This window comes from Shewanella sp. 433 (assembly GCF_059338565.1).
Genome location: NZ_CM181703.1, coordinates 2,669,634 through 2,690,187, shown reverse-complemented (window position 1 = coordinate 2,690,187; position 20,554 = coordinate 2,669,634). Strand labels below are relative to the sequence as shown.

The window sequence follows — 20,554 nt, the reverse complement described above, 5'->3', positions numbered from 1 at the left end:
AATCCCCCTTTATCCTGAAGTGATTAGGAACAGATATGATTTCGATAGATAAGTCGGTAATGCAAACCGCGCCGGTAGACTTAGATAATTTAAGCCATGAGCAGACGGCACTGGAGATCCGCAATTTGGATCTTAAATATGTCGATAAACAGGCGCTATTTGATGTGTCGATGAAGATCCCGAAAAAGCAAGTAACCGCCTTTATCGGCCCCAGTGGCTGTGGTAAGTCGACCTTGCTGCGCTGCATTAATCGCATGAACGATTTAGTGGATAACTGCCATATCAGTGGCGAAATTTTACTGCATGGGCAAAATATTTACGCCAAAAATGTCGATGTGGCTTCATTGCGCCGCAATGTGGGCATGGTGTTTCAGCGCCCGAATCCGTTTCCCAAGTCGATTTATGAAAATGTGGTATATGGCTTGCGCTTACAGGGGATTAATAATCGTCGTCAACTCGATGAAGCCGCCGAGCGTTCGCTGCGCGGTGCGGCCATTTGGGATGAAGTTAAAGACAGATTACACGATAATGCCTTTGGCTTGTCGGGCGGGCAGCAGCAGCGTTTGGTGATCGCCAGAGCCATTGCCATTGAGCCAGAAGTCTTGCTATTGGATGAGCCCACATCCGCCTTGGATCCTATCTCGACCTTAACCATTGAAGAGCTGATCACCGAGTTAAAATCGCAATATACCGTGGTGATAGTGACCCATAATATGCAACAGGCGGCAAGGGTGTCAGATCAGACGGCCTTCATGTACATGGGCGAGTTAGTGGAATATGCCGACACTAATACCATCTTTACCACCCCGAAGCAGAAGAAGACCGAAGATTATATTACCGGGCGGTATGGCTAATCTCATCGCTATCGCAGGCTTTGAACGGCGGGCTAAGACTCGTAGTGATGGCAGAATTGATGATATTTAATAGGGTTGAATTTTAATGGAAAACATGAATTTAAATAAACATATCTCGGGTCAGTTTAACGCTGAGCTGGATGATATTCGTCATCGCGTATTGGCTATGGGGGGCTTGGTCGAGCGTCAGTTGGAGCAAGCACTCGATGCGCTTGGCAATTTAGATGTCGAACTGGCGCAGCAGGTGATTGAGGGCGACCATACGGTCAATGGTATGGAGGTGTCTATCGATGAAGAGTGCACCCGCATCATCGCCAAGCGTCAGCCGGCAGCCAGTGATTTACGTTTGATCATCGCCATTTCTAAAACCATTACCGATTTAGAACGTATCGGCGATGCGTGCGTTAAGATTGCCAAGGCGGCATTAGACAAGCGATTGAAAAATCAACAGCCACTGCTAGTCAGTATCGAGAATATGGGCCGTCATGCTACCCGGACCTTACATGCGACTTTAGATGCCTTAGCGCGCATGGACGCCGATGTCGCTCTTGAGCTGCATAAAGAAGATATCAAGCTCGACAGTGAGTATGAGGGCATTATTCGCCAGTTGATGACCTATATGATGGAAGATCCGCGCTCAATCCCCGAAGTACTGGATGTGTTATGGGCGGCTCGCGCCGTCGAGCGGGTAGGGGATCGCTGCCAAAATATTTGCGAATACATTATTTATTATGTCAAAGGCAAAGATGTGCGCCACACTTCTTATGAAGAGATGCAAAAAATCTAGCCAGTAGAGGCAAACTCAGTTGCCGATTTAGATTAGAGCAGTCTTTAAGACTGCTCTTTGGCTTTATCAAGATAGGTGAATATCTATACAATTTAGCTAAAGAGGTGAATTGATAAGGTATTTCGGGTATACTGCGCCAGCTTTTGGTGAAGGTAGATTGTATTCAATAGCGCTTTTTAATGGTTGTTATTTAATGTGATTTGTTGCGTCGTTCAAGATGTTTTTGAGCGATGCCGTTATTTACATCGTGTTTAAACGTTCACTCAGGAGTGTTCTCGCTGCTGCCTTATAACTTACATGGCGCCGCATGGACAGCATCAAATTCAACTAGACAGTCACCTGTTAGGTTGTGTGGTATTTGCTTATTTTGAGAGGAATTATGTCGATAAAATCGAGTATCAACCCACCGGTGTTTTATTCATCGGTGGTCATGATCTTTATTATGGTGTTTGTGGGTGCGGTGTGGCCTGAACAAGCACAAACTATCTTTAAATCTGCTCAGCACTGGTTAGAGATGAAAACCGGCTGGCTTTATATCTTGGCTGTGGCGATTTTCTTAATTTTTATTATCTTTGTGATGGTCAGCCGTTTTGGTGACATAAAATTAGGCCCCGACCATTCTGAACCCGATTACAGCTATAAAAGCTGGATAGCCATGCTGTTTTCGGCTGGTATGGGGATTGGGTTGATGTTTTTTGGTGTAGCAGAGCCGGTGATGCACTTCTTGGCGCCGCCCGATGCCGATCCGCAAACCATTCAGGCCGCCAAAGATGCCATGAAGATCACCTTTTTCCACTGGGGTATCCATGCTTGGGCTATTTATGCTGTGGTGGCGTTGTGTTTAGCTTACTTCTCTTATCGTCATAAATTACCCTTGCTGCCTCGTAGTGCGCTGTACCCCTTAATCGGTGAGCGTATTAACGGCCCAATAGGCCATGCGGTGGATACCTTTGCGGTATTAGGCACCTTGTTTGGTGTGGCTACCTCATTAGGTTTTGGTGTGTTACAGGTCAATTCAGGCTTAAATTACTTACTAGATGTACCAATTTCAGCCACAGTGCAGGTGGTGTTAATTATCGCCATCAGCCTAATCGCGACTTTATCGGTGTTTTCTGGTTTAGATAAAGGGGTGAAGCGCCTCAGTGAGCTTAACCTGGGACTCGCCATCTTACTGTTGATATTTGTGTTGTTATTTGGCCCAACGGTGGCCTTGTTACAAGCGTTTGTCCAAAATACTGGTGCCTATTTAAGTGATATTGTCGGGAAGACATTTAATCTTTATGCCTACGAGCAAAAGAATGATTGGATTGGCGGTTGGACACTGCTTTATTGGGGCTGGTGGATCTCTTGGTCTCCATTTGTAGGTACCTTTATTGCGCGGGTATCCCGTGGACGCACGATTCGTGAGTTTTTGATTGGCGTGTTATTTGTGCCTTCGGCCTTCACATTTTTATGGATGACCGTGTTTGGTAATACCGCTATCGACGCCATTATGAATCACGGCGCGACCTATTTGAGCGATGCGGTATCCTCTGATGTGTCGGTGGCTTTGTTTATGTTCTTCGAACATATGCCAATGTCGACCCTGTTATCGACTATCGCCTTATGCCTAGTGGTGACCTTCTTTGTTACCTCTTCAGATTCCGGTTCACTGGTGATTGATAACCTGACTTCGGGCGGCGATCCGAAGTCGCCAGTATGGCAACGTATTTTTTGGGCATTATTGCAAGGTGTAGTGGCTTCTGTACTGTTACTTGCTGGCGGGTTACAAGCCCTGCAGACGGTAGCAATAGCCAGTGCGATGCCATTTTTAATTGTGATGTTGTTAATGTGCTTTGGTTTGTTTAAGGCATTGCAAGATGACTGGCTTAAGATCAATAGCGTACAATCGCACAATACCAGTGTGCAATACGCTAAGACCAACGTCAGTTGGGAAGAGCGCATCGATGTACTGGTGTCGCATCCAAGCCATGAAGATGCTGTGCTGTTTTTGAAACATGTTGCCGCTCCCGCCTTAGAAAAGGCGTGTTTAAGCTTTGTGAAGCGTAATATTCCGGCGCAGATGCAATATGTTGAAGACAGAGTCCGCTTTATCATCCAAGAAACTGAGCAGGGTGACTTTGTCTACGGCTTAAGGATACGAGCATATACCATCCCTAATCCGTTAGAAGCCGAGATTAAAGACGGTGACGTTAATTATTATCGGGTCGAAGTGTTCCTTGAGCACGGTGGTCAACAGTATGACGTAATGGGTTACACCGAGGAGCAGATCTTGGCCGACGTGGTGACCCAATATGAGCGCTATTTGCATTATCTGCATCTGTCGAGCTCAGAATATGTCAGTGATGAAAATACCTAACCCCAAATAGCTCACCTTAAGTGATTTAAAAGCCCAACTCCTTGAGTTGGGCTTTTTTATGTGGGTGGTTAAGGCATATAGTGCTGCACTATTTTGGTTGCACTTAGCTAGGCCAATGATTATTCTTGCAGGCAATTATTTTTTGCAGAGAGACAGTTCATGTCAACCCATCAAGGTCAAAGCAAGCTAGACAAAGTGCTGGCTGAGGCGCGCGAATACAAAGCCAAACGAGAAACCGGTTACCGTGAACAGGCGTTAAAACTCTACCCTTGGGTGTGTGGCCGTTGTACCCGCGAGTTTACTCACTCCAACTTGCGCGAGTTAACCGTACATCATCGCGATCATAACCATGACAATAACCCCTCAGACGGGTCAAACTGGGAGCTATTGTGCCTCTATTGCCATGACAATGAACATGCTAAGTATGAAGAGCTGATCCAATATGGTGCGACCACCGAAACCAAAGTCGAGGCGGCCACTTATAACCCGTTTGCAGACTTAAAAGGGATGATGAGCAAAAAGTGATAAGCGCCAACGGCCTGTCGCTAGCATAAGATGCCGAGCCGTTATCAACTATCTTGTTCAAGCAAGCGTTGTTCGGCTTGGCGCCACTTGTCACGGCTAATGATCTGCCCTTTATTCAGCACACTGGCCTGAGACGGCTTGCTCTGTTTTAGCTGGGCTTTACGCTGATTAACCGCCTCAACAATCGCCTGTTGACGGGCCTCGCTGGCCTCTCCCCAACCAACAATCTCATCAATATGGCGAAAACAGCCCACACAAATATCATCGTCATTAAGGCCACAGCGTGCGACGCAGGGTGAGCGCATAGGTAAACTCTTGTTGATTGTTTTGGGCGCGATTCTACGTCAGTGGCAAGGCAGATTCAACGCCGCTACCTTTTTGCTTAACATAAAGCCTTCATAGAGGTTTTTGCTGAGGCTAAGACCTGACGCTATTGAGATTATCTAATCACTATCACTTGAGCCGCCTGCATAAAACACTTACTTTAAGAGATACTTCAATCTGCTTACCTCACAGGTTATGTTATGCGCAGTAATATTCATTTTTTCTTAATCGTCATCATGTTAATCGGCGTTAGCGGCTGCTCATTACTGGAGATTAAATTAGAAAGTGATATCGAACCACTACCTAAGGAACAGCTGAATATGCGGGTGTTTAGTCGTGAGTTTAGTAATACCTTTTACGCTGGGGTTGAGCATAGCGCCGATAAAATTGCGGCGTTAGCGCCCGATGATGTGGCTATCAAGTCTCACTCCCTGATGTGGAAAATCAACAGCGAGCAAGCTTTGCAGCGGGCGATCTTTCAGGCATCGCCTATGGCAGCTATGGTCGATACCTGGACCTTAACGGCGCAAATGTCGGCCTTTTTTGCCTCTGGCACAGGTCAACAACTGTTTGGCGAGCAGCAAGCCATTGCCGTCACCGCTAGTCAGCAACTGCAACAAGAGTTCGAGCAGACAGTGAAAGGCTTTGTCAACGAGGTCGATTTTAAGCAGTATCAGGCGTTTGTTAATCAGTACGTGGCCGATAATCCGCTGACCGATATCACCTTTGTGCGCCGTTCTGCTTTTAGGGGTTGGTTAGACTTTAAAGCCATTCATGAGTTTGAAGCGGTGACCACATTTGGCACAGTGCCCGAGGTGATGAGTGATATTTCCGATCGCATGGCGATGATATCTGAGCAGATGCCTAAGATCCTTGGCTGGAAAGCAGAGCTTTATGCATTGCATTCAAACCTAAATGTGGAACATATTCAGGTGACCTTGGCCAGCATCAGCGAAACATCGGCGCGTTTTCACCGCTTAATGGAGCAGAGCCCACAAATGATGCAAGACTTAGCGGTGGATCTGCGCCGCGAACTGACCCCACTATTACAACAGCTCAGTGAAGCGACCGATAGCAAACTCGTGCAGCTGTCTACCGAGCGACAAGCACTCGAATCTATGGTTAAAAATGAGCGCCTTGCCCTAGAGGAGATGGTGGCAAGAGAGCGTATGGCTGCCGCAGCCAATCTGGATCAAATCGCCCAGCACTCGGTTGAGGTGGTGTTTGCGCAATTAACCGCCACGCTCAAGAGCCTGATCCTCTATTTTGTCTTATTTTTGCTGGTGATCTTTTTTGCGCCGCTCGGCTTGGGCGTTTGGCTGGGCAAACGCATGGCGCTTAAGCCGCAATCGCCTCAATAGCGCTATGCTGGCTGCGGTAACTTGATTACAATAACAAGGCACTCACCGAGTGCTTTTTTATGAAGGAATCAACATGTCTTATGGTCAACCCCTGCAGGTACTTGGCGCATTACTGCATAGCAGCCGTGCGTTATGGCAGGTTAAAGCATTCGAATGTCATCATCTGCCTTGGGAGGCACACTACCCGACCTTGGCTAAGCAGGTGTGGCAAATAGACGATGATGATATCGACGCTATTGATGTCAATACGCCGCGCTTACTGGCGATCTTGCTGCCAGCACTGACGCACGATATTAACGCAATGGCCAATGGGAAGTCAGCTTCTGCGACTCAGGCGCAGGTATTGTTAGATTCGCTGGGGTTATTGTCGGGCGAAGTAAATGCTTTTGGCACTAAAAACGTCAACGCGCCAGACCAAGAGCTGCCCCATGCGCCACGCGCCGCTCAACCGCAGGTAAGTCACGCGGTACAGCATGTGGCTGTCACCGGCTTAGCCGATGAGGTAGCGCCCCATTTTAGCGCCCACATTAAAGGCCGTAAGTGGCAGCAGATCAGTGCATTTACCCAGGCCATTGCCGATGATAAGCACGATGTGCTCGAGTGGTGCGCTGGTAAAGGTCACCTGGGGCGGTTAATCGCTAAAGCGCAGCAGCGAAGTGTCACTAGTCTTGAATGGCAATCGGCCTTATGTGATAGCGGTCAAGCCTTTGCGCAGCAGTGGTCATTGCCGCAACGGTTTGTCTGCGCCGATGCCTTTAGCCCCGATGCCGCTCGGTTGCTAAAACCGGCTCAGCAAGCGGTGGCATTGCATGCTTGTGGCGATTTACATGTGGCGTTACTGCAACAGGCAAGGTGCGCGAACACTGCTTCATTGGCAATATCACCTTGCTGTTACCATCTTATTCGCGCTAGCCATTATCAGCCGTTATCGCAGGTCGCTCAGCAAAGCGGACTTAACTTAAGTCGTCACGATCTGCAGTTGCCTTTGCAGCACAGCGTTATTGCCAATGACAAGGCCACCGAGCTGCGCCATAAAGAGGTGGCGTGGCGCTTAGGTTTTGATAGCTTGCAGCGTGAGGTGAGCGGGCATGATCATTACTTGCCGATACCGTCGGTAAAACAGAGTCAGCTCAATGGTGACTTTAAGGCATTTTGTCTCTGGGCCGCAGCGCAAAAAGGGGTATCGTTGCCGGTAAACTGGCCTGTGGAGCACTATTTGGCACTAGGGTATCGACGCCAGCGACTCACGCGGCGTATCGATCTGGTGGCGCACCTGTTTCGTGACGCGCTGGAGCAATGGCTCTTACTTGATAGAGTCTGCTTTCTCGAAGAGGCGGGTTATCAGGTCAAGTTGACCACTTTTTGTGATAAGCAGATCACCCCGCGAAACCATCTGATTTTGGCTCAGCGTCACACCTATGACTAAATCGGCGCAGCCTTGGTTCTGGGCGAATGCACGTGCCACTTGGTGAGATAAAGCCGATAGACTTGGTTAAAGAGGCGACACTTGTCGACATATTGCCGAAAAAAGCCGCTCTATGATGGTTTTTTATTGAATCATGCGCCGTTTCTTGCTCAAATGTCGGGTTATCAGTGAATAATAAATATTGGCGCGGTTAGTGTTGATATATTGAGCGAACTACACGGTTGCATGAAATATTCTCGCGTTTTTATAAATAGTCTAGCCTATGAGCTGGCACCTGTAGTGGTCTCCACTTCAGAGTTAGAGTCTCGATTAGCCCCTCTCTATCAAAAGTTTAGGATCCCAATGGGGCAGCTTGCTGCATTAACGGGGATCCAAGAGCGTCGTTGGTGGCCTAAAGGCCACAGATTATCTGACGGCGCCTTGGCTGCGGCGTACAAATCTATTGAAGAAACCGGCATCAGTGTTAGCGATTTAGGCGCGGTGGTTTACACCGGCGTTTGTCGTGACCAACATGAGCCAGCCACAGCATGTCGCATCGCGGCGGAGCTTGGCGTCTCAAAAGATACTGCCATTTACGACATCAGTAACGCCTGCCTTGGGGTGTTGTCGGGTATTCTCGATATCGCTAATCGCATCGAGTTAGGCCAAATCAAAGCTGGGCTGGTGGTCTCGTGTGAATCGGCGCGTCATATTGTCGATATCACCATAGACAATATGCTAGCTGAGCCAACGATGCAAAATTATGCGCAGTCGTTAGCGACCTTAACTGGCGGCTCGGGCGCGGTGGCGGTGTTGTTAACCGATGGTAGCATCCCCTTAAAAGGCGATCGCCAGCACCAACTGCTGGGCGCAAGCCATCTGTCGGCACCCGAGCATCACAATTTGTGTCAGTGGGGCTTGCAAGAAGCGGGCACGCAACTGTACCGCGAATTTATGCGCACCGATGGTGTGGCCCTATTGAAAGAGGGGGTCGAGCTGGCACGACATACTTGGAGCCATTTCCTTGAGCAGCGTAACTGGCTGGTGGAGCAGGTCGACAAAGTGATTTGTCACCAAGTGGGCGCCTCTAACCGTAAACAGGTACTCAGTGCGCTTAATATTCCGCAAGAGAAAGAGTTTCCCACCTACCAATTTTTGGGCAACATGGGCACTGTCTCGTTGCCGGTCACCGCTGCCATGGCGCATGATCAAGGCTTTTTGCGTAAAGGCGATCAGGTGAGTTTTCTTGGGATAGGCAGTGGTCTAAATTGCATGATGCTTGGGCTTAAGTGGTAATTGGCCACTGATTGTCCCCATAGTGTTGTCTCAATCAAACAGATTATCTCGATAGCGGCGCATCGGTCGTTATCGAGGACAAGAATGGTATATAGGAAAGATCATGCTCGATACGCTATTTCCCTTTAAGCGCAATTATTTCGATATCAATGGTAACAAACTGCATTACGTCAACGAGGGCCAAGGCGAGCCGGTGGTGATGGTGCACGGTAACCCAAGCTGGTCATTCTATTATCGTAACTTGGTATCGGCCTTAAGCGATAACCATCAGTGTATTGTGCCGGATCACATTGGCTGTGGTTTGTCAGATAAGCCAGACGATAGCGCATACGATTACACCCTTGAGCAGCGTATTGATGATTTAGAAGCCTTATTAGATCACCTCAACGTTAAGCAAAATATTACCCTTATCGTGCACGATTGGGGCGGTATGATCGGCATGGGCTTTGCGGCGCGTCATCCTGAGCGGATTAAAAAATTAGTCATCCTCAACACTGGCGCGTTTCACCTGCCAGAGGCAAAACCCTTTCCGTGGGCCTTATCTATCTGCCGCAACACGCTGCTAGGTACGGTATTGGTGCGCGGTTTTAATGCTTTTTCATCGATTGCATCTTATGTTGGCGTTAAACGTCAGCCTATGCCGAAAGCGGTTCGCCAAGCGTATGTTGCGCCGTTTAACTCTTGGGCCAATCGCATCTCGACGCTGCGTTTTGTGCAAGATATTCCGCTTAAGCCTGGCGATAGAAACTATCAGTTGGTGGCGGATATTGCCGCCGCCTTGCCACAGTTTGCCACACTGCCTGTGATGATCTGTTGGGGCCTGCAAGACTTTGTGTTCGATAAGCACTTCTTAGATGAGTGGCAACGGGTGTTTCCGGGGGCTCAAGTGCATGAATTTGCCGATTGTGGTCACTACATTTTAGAAGATGCCAGTGATGAGGTTGTCGCTCATGTTCGCCAGTTTATGGCGCACTAATGACACCGCCCGTTTGCAGTAGCCCAGCCGATAGCTTATCTGGTAGCTCATCTGTTAGCCCAGTGCTGGCAAATGTCGTTGATAAACCACAATTAAATGCCGATGGTGCCAATCTGTGTCGCCATCTGCACAGCGCCGCCCAGCAAACCCCAACGCAACTGGCGGTGGCGGTGCAGCAGGCCCACGGCGGTTTGTTGACTAAAAAGTTTAGCTATCAAGAGCTTAGCTTCGATGAACTCGATAAGCTCAGCTCGCGTATGGCATTTGCCCTCGAGCAATATGGCATCACTCGCGGCATGAAAGCCGTGTTAATGGTCACCCCCAGTATCGATTTTTTCACGCTCACCTTTGCCTTGTTTAAGGCGGGGATCATTCCTATTTTGGTTGATCCTGGCATGGGAGTAAAAAACCTTAAGCAGTGTTTTGCAGAATCTCAGCCCGATGCTTTTATTGGTATTCCTAAAGCGCACCTCGCTAGGCGCTTGTTTGGCTGGGGTAAACACAGCATTAAAAAACTCATCACCGTTGGCGGCAAGGGCTGGTGGGGCGGGGTGTCCTTGCCCCAACTCTTAAGCCAGGTGCCAGTGGATAAGCCTTATCCAATGGCGCTGCTGAGTCATGATGAGATGTGCGCCATCTTATTTACCAGTGGCAGCACTGGTACGCCAAAAGGGGTGGTCTATTCCCACCGCATGTTTGAGGCGCAAATTAGCGCGCTTAAACACGATTATCAGATAAGCCATGGCGAGCGTGATTTAGCCACTTTCCCGCTGTTTTCCCTCTTTGGCCCAGCGCTAGGCATGGCTTCTATTGTGCCTGATATGGATGCCAGTAAACCTATTACGGCCAATCCTAGCCATATCTTTGCCGCGATCGAACGCTATCAATGCACTAACATGTTTGTTAATCCGGCGCTGATTGAACGTTTAGGTGAGGCGGGCACAGATAACCACGCGGTAACACTGCCTAGCCTAAGACGGGTGATCTCCGCCGGTGCACCTGCCACCATCGCTTCTATAAAACGCTTTAGTCAGCTACTCAATGATGATGTTGAGGTGCTTAATTCCTATGGCGCGACAGAATCCTTACCCATCAGTAAAATGGGCAGTCAGGCCCTATTTGCCACTACAGATATCACAGATAACGGCGGTGGGATCTGCGTAGGTGACGCCATAGAGGGAGTCGATATTGCCATCATTGGGATCGATAACGCGCCCATTGCTCAATGGGATGACAATTTGCGCTTACCTGCGGGTGAGATTGGTGAAATTGTGGTGTCAGGGCCTATGGTCAGTCGATGCTATTATCAGCGTGACAGCGCGACGCTGCTTGCCAAAATAGTAGGCAATGACGATGTTATTTATCATCGTATGGGAGATTTGGGTTATCTCGATGCTGACGGGAAATTATGGATGTGCGGGCGCAAAGCGCACCGGGTCGAGGCGTTAGCGCCTGACAATGAGGGCAGCATCAAACGCTATTTCTCTATTCCCTGTGAGCGTATTTTTAATACGCATCCCAGCGTTAAACGCTCCGCCTTAGTGGGTATCGACATCGACGGTAACACCACGCCCCTGATCTGTTTAGAGCTGAAGCAAGGTTTAAGCTGCAGTTGCTCGGCGCAGCTGTATCACGAATTACGTGAGTTAGCCCAAACCCATGAGCAAACAAAAGGGATAACACGGTTTGCCATTCATGGGGGGTTCCCAGTCGATATTCGTCATAACGCTAAGATTTTTAGAGAAAAATTAGCACTATGGGCCCAAGCCACTTATAAAGAATAAGCAAAAATTGCCCCATTGATCTCGCCGCAAGGTAAAAGATAAATGAGTCTGACTGAGCAATGGCCGATAAATGACTGAAAAATGATGATGGCTACGGATAGCATGACAGCAGAGAGTATAACAGCAGGTAGCATGACAGCAGAGCACACCACAGCGCCAAGCCTGGCGCAGTTTCACCCACAAGAGCAAGCCGCCTTACAGCAATTAGCGCAGCGTGCGCCGCGGGTGTTAGTCACTGGCGCTGGCGGTTTTTTAGGTAAGGCGATTTGTGAGCGGCTTGTCGCTGCTGGCATCAAGGTCAGTGGTTTGGCCCGTGGCACTTATCCAGAGCTAACCGCCATGGGCGTCAATATGCTCAAGGGTGACATTATTGATGCCAAACAGGTTTCTGATGCGCTGCAAGGTTGCGATTTGGTGTTTCATGTGGCCTCCAAAGCGGGCGTGTGGGGCGATAAATCCAGCTATTATCTGCCTAATGTGGTGGGCACCAACAACATTATTAACGCCTGCGTGGCGCATAATATTCCGCGCTTGGTGTATACCAGCACCCCCAGCGTCACTTTTGCCGGAGTCGATGAAGCATTTATCGATGAAACGCAGCCCTATGCCGCCAGTTACCTTAACTATTATGCTGAGTCCAAAGCCCGCGCCGAACAACAGGTGGTGGCGGCCAATGGCCAAGTGTTGGCCGATGGTAAGCTGTTAAAGACGGTATCGCTCAGGCCGCACCTTATTTGGGGGCCTGAAGATCCCCATTTAGTGCCACGCGTGATTGCGCGTGCTCGGGCCAAACGACTGAAATTGGTTGGCCGAGACGATAAACTTGTCGATACCATTTACATTGCCAATGCCGCCTATGGTCATCTATTGGCGGCGCTGGCCTTATATGACGACGCGCCATCTTGTGCGGGGCAATGTTATTTTTTAAGTAACGATGAGCCCATCACCATGGCAGCCATGCTAAATAAGATCTTAGCTTGTGCACACTTGCCTGCGGTTACCCAACGCGTGCCAGCTAATCTTGCCTATGGGGTGGGGGCACTGCTCGAAGGTGTCTATTGGCTGCTGGGTAAACAGCAAGAACCCATCATGACCCGTTTTGTCGCTAAGCAGCTGTCGACCAGCCACTATTTTGATATTTCGGCGGCCAAAAAGGATCTGGGTTATCAACCGCTGATCTCTATCGATGACGGTATGGTGTTATTAGCCTCTTGGTTACAGCAACAAAAGTGACTTTAACTATCTGTCTAACGCCTTAATTTATACGCGCTAACTTATCCTCCCATATACGCACTAACAATGAGTAGTTAATATAAGTAGTTAATATAAGTAGTTAATATAAGTAGTTAATATGATTAGTTAATATGAGATTCATTAATAGTGTTTGAGTTGTTGCGACTCACTCATCATGACTTAACATGTGTGCCATTTGGGCTAAGGTTTAACAAGCCACTTGTTCTATGCTTTGCAGCGGCATGTGCACACCCTATCCAGCACACAGCACACAGCACACTGCACACAGTATCCTGCACCGTTATCTATCTCCTACAAACCCCATCAACGCCCATGATGCCTACGCCAGAGTCTCACTGAATGGGTTTAGCCGAATAAAAAAGGGTTATTGCTGACAAAGCCAATATCGGTAAAGCCAATATGGGCCAGCTAGACTGACTCAAGTTAGCCTAGGTGAGGCGAATTTGAGTAAAATTTGGCAATGCCTTGAATAATCTAATACTTATCTACTAATACTCTTCTTATGTTTAATTGACTTCACCTTAGACTGCGCATAAAGTTGTAGCCAAAAAATGTCGCTGCCAACATTTTGTTAACGCGACCAATACGTTTAGGGTATCTCTTTTACATGGATGAGCAGATTTTTTATTTTGGTGATTGGCAGGTTATTCCCTCGGCCAACACCCTTCGCTGCGGTTCAGTGGTTAAACAACTTGAGCCTAAAGCCATGGACGTATTGCAGCTGCTCTGTCGCCATCAGGGGGAGGTGCTCAGTAGTGATGATATCGTGGCACAATGTTGGCCAGCGGCCGATATCGGCGACAATCCGCTACACAAAATTATCAATCAACTGCGCCGCGCCTTAGGCGACAGTGCCACCCAGCCCACTTACATTGAAACCATACGTAAGCGCGGTTATCGCACGCTTGCCGAGGTGAGTTATCCTGTCGGCAGTGAGCAAGCAGCCAAAACCCAAGTCTGGCAAGGCGACTCTCCCTATCCGGGCCTCAAAGCCTTTGGGCCTGAACACGCAGGAGTGTTTTTTGGCCGCAGCGAGCAGGTCGCCACCTTGTTAGATCGCATTGCTCAGCAGATCCAGTTTGGTCGTGGGTTCTGTTTAGTGCTTGGCCCCAGTGGCAGTGGTAAATCCTCTTTGATCAGCGCCGGTGTGATGCCCAACTTAATGAGCGAGCACGGTTATAACGGCCTTAACGTTAAGTCTTTTAGTCACTTAGATCTTGCTGATGTTACCAGTGGGCAATTGCTGATGGATTTAGCCAGTGTGATGCTCGATTGGGAGATCAACGATGTGCCGGTATTTGACGGCTCAAGCGCCCAAGCGTTAGCCCAGTTGCTGCAGACCGAGCCCAAAGCCGTGATTGAGCATTGTAACACTGCACTTCGAACCCATGCTGATCATCTGTCACAACTGGCACTGTTTATCGACCGCTTAGAGGTACTGCTCTCATCGCCACTGTTTAGTGATGCAGAGAGACATCAATTTGTTGATTTAATCGAGCAACTTGCTAGCTCCGGTAGTGTATTAGTCGTCAGCGCCTGTCGTAACGATTTTTACCCCTTGTTGGTTGAGTACCCTAGTTTAATGGCGGGTAAATCTCGCGGCGCCCATTTTGATCTTGCGCCGCCGAGTCGCCAAGAGCTGTTACAGATGATCCGTCTGCCAGCGATAGCGGCCAATTTAACCTGGGAGTTTGATGAGCGCAGTGCCATGCCGCTCGATGAGCTGATCTGCTCCGATGCCGCTGGCAACCCTGACACCTTGCCTATGCTGCAATTTGTGTTGCAGTCGCTGTATTTGCAACGCAGCGAAGATAATCAATTAAGCGCCAGTGTCTACCGCCAACTTGGCGGTATCGATGGCGCGATTGGCAAACAAGCTGAAGAGACCATTTGCCAGTTAAGTGCGGCGCAGCAAGGCTGTTTACCCCGAGTCTTATCACTGCTAGTGACCTTAAAGGAAGATGAAAACAGCATTACCAGCCGCACTGCGCGCTGGTCACAGTTAAACAGTCAGGATGAACAGCAGCTAGTACAAGCCATGGTGGATAGCCGCTTGTTTGTCTCCCATCTGCAAAACGGTGAGCCCTGTTTTAGTGTTGCGCACGAGGCCTTGCTCAGGCGATGGCCTAGGATCACCGCATGGATAGAGGCGCACCATCATAGCTTAAGCATTAAAAGCCGCCTGTTTCATCTGTCGCAGCGCTGGCTGAGCGAAAACAAACAAAATGCCTACTTGCTCGCGGCGGGTAAACCGCTCAATGAGGCAGAGCAGCTTTGTGATAACCCGTTTTTTACCTTAGATAAACCAGAGCTGGCGTTTATTGCCGCCTCACGGCGGCGGGCCCAAGTTAGGCGCTGGACGGGGCGCGCGACGGTCGCACTCTTATGTCTGCTCACGTTTATCTCTATCTTAATGAGTGTTAAAAGTCACGATGCCGAGCAACAAGCCCAGCAAAAGCGCTTGGCTGCAGAAAACTTACTCGGGTTTATGGTGGGGGATTTTGCTGACAAGCTGCGCGGCATTGGCCGAATGGACCTGCTCGATGGGATCAGTAATAAAGCGCTGGAATATTTCAGTGACTTTTCGGTGGATGATGATGAGAAACACCTCAGTTTCGATGCCCGTTTTCAGCATGGTCAAACCTTAGAGGCGATGGGTGAGGTGGCTTATTCGCGTAATAAAGTCGATGAAGCCCGCAGCGCGCTGTTAGCGGCTCAAAACAAAATGGCGCCGCTGTTAAACTTGCAGCCCAATCATTTAGATTTACTCAAAGCCTTGGGGGCCAATGCCTTTTGGCTAGGGCAACTGCACTACGATAACAGCGATTGGCGTGCTACACAGCCTTGGTTTGAACAGTATCTCAATTATAGTCAGCGGATGTATCGAGTGGCGCCTGATAATGTAGACGCCATGATGGAGCTCTCCTACGCTCATAACTCGCTGGGCTCTGTGTATATGAAGCGAAAGGATTTTAGCCGCGCTACCGCCGCCTTTGAGCAATCACTGCAACTGAAGCTACAAGCGCTTGCGAGAGACCCAGATAGCAGCCAAATGATTGCCGATATTGCCGATACGCGCTCTTGGCTCGCCAGTGCGATGGTATCGGCGGGTGAGATTAGCCGCGCGATCGAGATCCATCAGCAGATCCAGCAAGAGCTCGAACAGCTCAACTTTGAAAATCAACCTTACTTATTAGATCGATTAACAGGGAGTTACAATAGGGCTGCGCGACTGCTTTTTTATCAAGGTTGGGTTCACGATGCGGTTAACAAGTCATCGTTAGCATTGAATACAATTGACAGTGCGTTAATTCAAGACCCCGATAATCATGTATGGAAAATCACGCGATATTTTTCTTTATTTCAACTGCTGGATTTGAGCGATCAATATTTTGACAGCGATAATGCCTTCAATATTGAGAGATTAGCGGTTTTGTTAACGGCTGATGAACAACTGGCTAGTTCACCCAGAAATAGGGAGGTGTGGGCCGCGTTTCAATACGCTGCGGCGCGGCACTTGTTTAATGTTGGCAAGCATGAACAAAGCCAGCGCTATATCGAGCCCGCTATTGCGTCCTATCAAGCGTTAACCAAAGAGTTTAGCCAAAATTCTGGCTATACCCTGAGATTGGCAGAAAGCCAGTTATTACAGGCGCAGCTATTACAAAAAAAGTTATCACAAAAAACACCTGTTAACCCAACACAGCACAGCGCAGAGATCACCGCACTGTGCGCTAAGGCCCACAGCCTGCTTAGCCCGATAGTGTTACTGGATAAAGATCCCCGTTACGGGATCCCGCTGGCTAAAGCGCTCGACTGCTTGGGCGAGTTAGACAACAGCAGCGAGCTAGTGCAGCGCCTCAGCAGCGCAGGCGTTGGCGGTATAACGTTTTAGTGCTTGGCTTTATTTATTCTGTCGTCAGCCAGTAGTTAACCTGTTGTTCAACCATTATTCGCTAATAGCACTGCTCACATAAGCGATTTAAATTGTTAATCAAGTTGTAAGCATTAGCTGTACGGGTAAAAATTGTAACAAAAGACAGTTAATTTATAGGTAGTGATGTCAATCATCATTTTTGTTCTAGTGCTTAGTTTCTAGTGCTTAGTTTCTAGTTTCTGGCGTAATATTAAAAGGAAATCAAATGTCTAAAGCAGCCGGTCAGGCCCATTATGTGAAAGTGAATGTCGATTTAGAAAACGGTGAACCCGTATTCAGTTATCGCCATTTTAACGGCGAGCCTTGTGAAGGCGATGTTACAGTGACTGAAGCGGGCACTATTACCTACCAGCTCAATGATAATACCGGCAAAGGCCTTAAATTCACCGGCGTGGGCTTTATTACGCCATTTGACGGTATTGTCGATGCGGTAACGATTAGCAGTGATGGCACCTTAATTCAAATGGTGGACCTAGATAACACCCCAGGCACCACCAAATTCCAGTTTGTGTTATCCAATGCCGCCAATACATTGCTAGTGTTAAGTCCAGATCCACAAGTTATAAACCATATTTAATATTACAGTGAGTCGCGCTGCATTGAGTTGCAGCGCTTTTTGAGCTTTCGCTCCCTCCCTTAATTTTCTTCATTGAAACCCTTGTTTTATTAATGTCTCGTTATGCGCGTGCATAGATTAAATGGCTTCACTGACTCGGTTTACATGAGGTCGGTTAACGTTGGGGCGAACAAATACATAATTAGCGACTCTTCATCTGTGTTGTCTATCGCTTATCTTAGTCGCTTATCTGAGTCGTTTATATTGGTTGTGCATATTGCTTATGTATATGTTGCTGCAGGTTGTTTGTATGGGTTATTTATCTGCATTGTTTATCTTGTTGAGCCAATAATCAGCCTCAATGAGGTACTTTTCTCGCTTGAGTTAATCTTCCGTCACCATTTAATATCAATCAAACCAATGGCTTGCGTGGGAAGAGTACCGAAAGGTTAATTTCACTTCGCTGCTGTAGTCTTTATCCCATAAGGTGAAAGCCGTGACTGCCTGCCAAGGTCGAGGGATAAGATATGCAAGCTGATAAATGCGTAAACATGATTGAGCAATACCGAGGTGATAGCTTGGAGACACTCAAGAAACTGGATGATAGATGGGCTGCCTACCGTGGCGATGCTGATGCTACAGCAGATAGTTCTTTATTAACTCACCGTGGGTGTGTTGATACTGATAGTGCGGCCATACTGGACACACCTTTCAACGCAAATGTAGCCACGCTTAACTTCCCCTCTACCAAGGTGCAGCCCGGACTGTTAACCACACTGGCCAGTGTTATTAACCATGTTAATGAAGCCATTTTTATCATTAATGAGCAAGGGGTGTTACAGATGCTCAATCCGATGGCTGCGACCTTATTTGGCGCATCAATAGAGGACTTAACGGAGCAACCTTGGAGTGATTTTTTGCAACCTGAGGTGAAAGAGCGCTATTTATCCCTACTAGCACAAGGGGCTAACGGCCAAGAAGCACTGGCGAATATGGGCACTAAGGAGATAGTGCTGCAGCGCGCCGATAGCTTGAGCTTAGATGTCGACTTATCCCTGTCTTATTTACCCGCTTCGCCAACGGTGCAGGGAGCACTGTACATGGGCGTGATGCACAATTTAACTCGCCATAAGGCGCAATACCAAGCCTTAAGGCAGCAGGCTCGCACCGATAAGTTAACTGGATTAGCCAATCGCCATGCGTTTGATGAAGAGATAGAGCGTTGCTGGGTCGATTGTAATAATGGCCATCAGCCACTGAGCTTAGTGGTGATCGATGTAGATTATTTTAAGCTGTTTAATGACAGGTATGGTCATGTCAATGGTGATGCCTGCCTGAAGAAGGTCGCGGCGGTGATTGACAGTGCATTACCCACCAGTCAATGCATGGCTGCGCGCTACGGTGGGGAGGAGTTTGCGCTTATTTTACCTAACTGTGATGCTACCGCTGCGCAGCTTTGCGCCCAACGCGTACAGACTGCCATTAATCATTTGTCATTTACCGACTTGGGGTTGCATGGTTCGGTGCGTGTTAGTGTCAGTCAGGGGATTGCCGTGGAAACCTTAGGCCAATACCGCACCTATAAAGCCCTGTTGTGCGCCGCCGATACTGCCCTGTACCGGGCCAAATCTGATGGTAGAAACTGTATTAATATCAGAGTCTAATGGGTATCTGCTTAATCGAGAGCCTGACGGCTCTCGATTACGTTGGCAAACTGGCAGGCTCAACACTTAGCACTTAGTTTGAGCAATTAGCTTTGAGCCATTAACCGTGGCTGATAAATTGTGGCAGTACTTGCCCGTTAGCGCTTTGCTCACCCACCATTTTTGCCACCGATGTCATTGCATTGGTCAGCTGAGTGAGTTGCTGCTGATCAATGCAGTAAGGCGGCATAATGTAGATTAAGCGCCCAAAAGGGCGGATCCAGACACCTAAGTCAACAAACGCCTGCTGTAACTGGGCGGTATTCAATGGTTGTTGCATCTCTATCACCCCTACTGCGCCCAGCACTCTCACCGCGGCCACGCCAGGCAATGTGCTTGCTGGCGCTAATTCTGTCTGCATTTGCGCCTCAATTTGCGCCACCTGCTCAATCCACTCATTGCGGGCGATGAGATCTAAACTGGCACTGGCCGCGGCGCAGGCCAGTGGATTACCCATAAAGGTTGGTCCATGCATAAAGACCCCCGAGGGCGAGTCACTGATCCCTTGGGCAACATCGTCACTACAGAGCGTGGCTGCAAGGGAGATATAACCGCCTGTTAGGGCCTTACCCACACATAGAATATCGGCTTCAATAGCGGCATGCTCATAGGCAAACAACTTACCGGTGCGGCCAAAACCTGTGGCAATTTCATCTAAAATCAGCAGCACTTGGTATTGATCACACAGTGCTCTTAAGCCTTTGAGGTAATCGCTCGAATAAAAACGCATGCCGCCAGCCCCTTGCATGATGGGTTCGATAATCACCGCCGCAATGCTCTGGTGGTGTTCATCGAGTGCATCGCGCATCGAGCTAAGATCATCGTGTTGTAATGGCTCACCAAATGGGGTTTGCGGCGCATTAACAAACAGCTGTTGGGTGACCGCATTACCAAACATGGTGTGCATGCCGCCTTCGGGATCGCACACGCTCATGGCGGCAAACGTGTCACCGTGATAGCCATTTTTTACCGTTAAGATACGTTGCTTATTGGGCAGCTGCTGGCCTTGCCAATATTGCAGCGCCATTTTCATGGCAACTTCAACGGCAATCGAGCCAGAGTCGGCTAAAAACACCTTGGTTAAGTTATCACTGGTCAAATTGAGCAGCTTTTTACACACGTCGATGGCGCTGTGATGGGTGATCCCGCCAAACATAACATGGCTTAAGGTGTGCAGCTGCGCTTGCATCGCCTCAAGAATATAAGGGTGACTATAACCGTGGACACAGGCCCACCATGAGCTGGTGCCGTCGATCAGTTGCTGTCCATTGTCGAGGGTGAGTTCACAACCATCGGCTGACACTACGCCAAAGGTAGGCTGGGCGTGGGTCATAGAGGTATAAGGATGCCAGATGTGTTGTTTGTCAAAATCATAATCGATAGGGGGTGTCGCGGTCATAGCGTCTCCGTGGTTAATTGTTGACCATTAGTCA

The 20,554-nt window shown here is 48.6% G+C and carries 15 protein-coding genes; 13 read left to right on the top strand and 2 right to left on the bottom strand.

The window, feature by feature from the left end; genetic code table 11:
• The first annotated feature begins 35 nt into the window (after positions 1-35).
• The 4 genes from pstB to AC5YB1_RS11830 all read left to right on the top strand — a co-directional run bounded on the left by pstB (position 36) and on the right by AC5YB1_RS11830 (position 4,525).
• Positions 36-854, top strand: coding sequence for a phosphate ABC transporter ATP-binding protein PstB (pstB, locus tag AC5YB1_RS11845; RefSeq protein WP_494519344.1), 819 nt, complete (start codon positions 36-38; stop codon positions 852-854).
• Between the two features lie 85 nt (positions 855-939).
• A complete protein-coding gene (gene phoU, locus AC5YB1_RS11840) occupies positions 940-1,641 on the top strand; it encodes a phosphate signaling complex protein PhoU (RefSeq protein WP_494519343.1) in 702 nt (233 codons plus the stop codon).
• A gap of 379 nt (positions 1,642-2,020) precedes the next feature.
• Positions 2,021-4,000: a BCCT family transporter gene (locus AC5YB1_RS11835; RefSeq protein ID WP_494519342.1), complete on the top strand. Its 1,980-nt coding sequence runs from the start codon at positions 2,021-2,023 to the stop codon at positions 3,998-4,000.
• 159 nt (positions 4,001-4,159) lie between these two features.
• Positions 4,160-4,525, top strand: a complete 366-nt coding sequence (locus AC5YB1_RS11830) for a YajD family HNH nuclease (protein WP_110458134.1) — start codon at positions 4,160-4,162, stop codon at positions 4,523-4,525.
• A 44-nt stretch (positions 4,526-4,569) separates the two neighbouring features.
• Here the strand turns inward: AC5YB1_RS11830 and AC5YB1_RS11825 are convergent, their stop codons facing one another.
• Entirely contained in the window at positions 4,570-4,830 is a 261-nt protein-coding gene (locus AC5YB1_RS11825; RefSeq protein ID WP_494519341.1) for a DUF1289 domain-containing protein, read from the bottom strand.
• 219 nt (positions 4,831-5,049) lie between these two features.
• Here AC5YB1_RS11825 and AC5YB1_RS11820 point away from each other — a divergent pair, with 219 nt between their 5' ends.
• The 9 genes from AC5YB1_RS11820 to AC5YB1_RS11780 all read left to right on the top strand — a co-directional run bounded on the left by AC5YB1_RS11820 (position 5,050) and on the right by AC5YB1_RS11780 (position 19,082).
• On the top strand, positions 5,050-6,210 hold the full coding sequence (locus tag AC5YB1_RS11820) for a chemotaxis protein (protein WP_494519340.1): 1,161 nt from the start codon (positions 5,050-5,052) through the stop codon (positions 6,208-6,210).
• Between the two features lie 73 nt (positions 6,211-6,283).
• Entirely contained in the window at positions 6,284-7,636 is a 1,353-nt protein-coding gene (locus tag AC5YB1_RS11815; RefSeq protein ID WP_494519339.1) for a methyltransferase, read from the top strand.
• 225 nt (positions 7,637-7,861) lie between these two features.
• Positions 7,862-8,911 carry a 3-oxoacyl-ACP synthase III gene (locus AC5YB1_RS11810; protein WP_494519338.1) on the top strand — a complete coding sequence of 350 codons (1,050 nt, stop codon included), beginning with the start codon at positions 7,862-7,864 and terminating at the stop codon, positions 8,909-8,911.
• 103 nt (positions 8,912-9,014) lie between these two features.
• Positions 9,015-9,887 (top strand): alpha/beta fold hydrolase, encoded by an 873-nt coding sequence (locus tag AC5YB1_RS11805; protein WP_494519337.1) that lies wholly within the window; start codon positions 9,015-9,017, stop codon positions 9,885-9,887.
• Positions 9,887-11,671, top strand: coding sequence for an olefin beta-lactone synthetase (gene oleC / locus AC5YB1_RS11800; protein ID WP_494519336.1), 1,785 nt, complete (start codon positions 9,887-9,889; stop codon positions 11,669-11,671). Before AC5YB1_RS11805 ends, oleC begins: the two co-directional genes overlap by 1 nt.
• Before the next feature lie 132 nt (positions 11,672-11,803).
• Positions 11,804-12,904: a 2-alkyl-3-oxoalkanoate reductase gene (gene oleD / locus AC5YB1_RS11795; protein WP_110458191.1), complete on the top strand. Its 1,101-nt coding sequence runs from the start codon at positions 11,804-11,806 to the stop codon at positions 12,902-12,904.
• Positions 12,905-13,532: 628 nt separating this feature from the next.
• Positions 13,533-16,820, top strand: a complete 3,288-nt coding sequence (locus tag AC5YB1_RS11790) for an nSTAND1 domain-containing NTPase (protein ID WP_494519335.1) — start codon at positions 13,533-13,535, stop codon at positions 16,818-16,820.
• A 247-nt stretch (positions 16,821-17,067) separates the two neighbouring features.
• Entirely contained in the window at positions 17,068-17,439 is a 372-nt protein-coding gene (locus AC5YB1_RS11785; protein WP_119976976.1) for a DP-EP family protein, read from the top strand.
• A 506-nt stretch (positions 17,440-17,945) separates the two neighbouring features.
• Positions 17,946-19,082 (top strand): GGDEF domain-containing protein, encoded by a 1,137-nt coding sequence (locus AC5YB1_RS11780; RefSeq protein ID WP_494519334.1) that lies wholly within the window; start codon positions 17,946-17,948, stop codon positions 19,080-19,082.
• Positions 19,083-19,182: 100 nt separating this feature from the next.
• Here the strand turns inward: AC5YB1_RS11780 and bioA are convergent, their stop codons facing one another.
• Positions 19,183-20,520, bottom strand: a complete 1,338-nt coding sequence (bioA, locus tag AC5YB1_RS11775; protein ID WP_494519333.1) for an adenosylmethionine--8-amino-7-oxononanoate transaminase — start codon at positions 20,518-20,520, stop codon at positions 19,183-19,185.
• Positions 20,521-20,554: the final 34 nt, after the last annotated feature.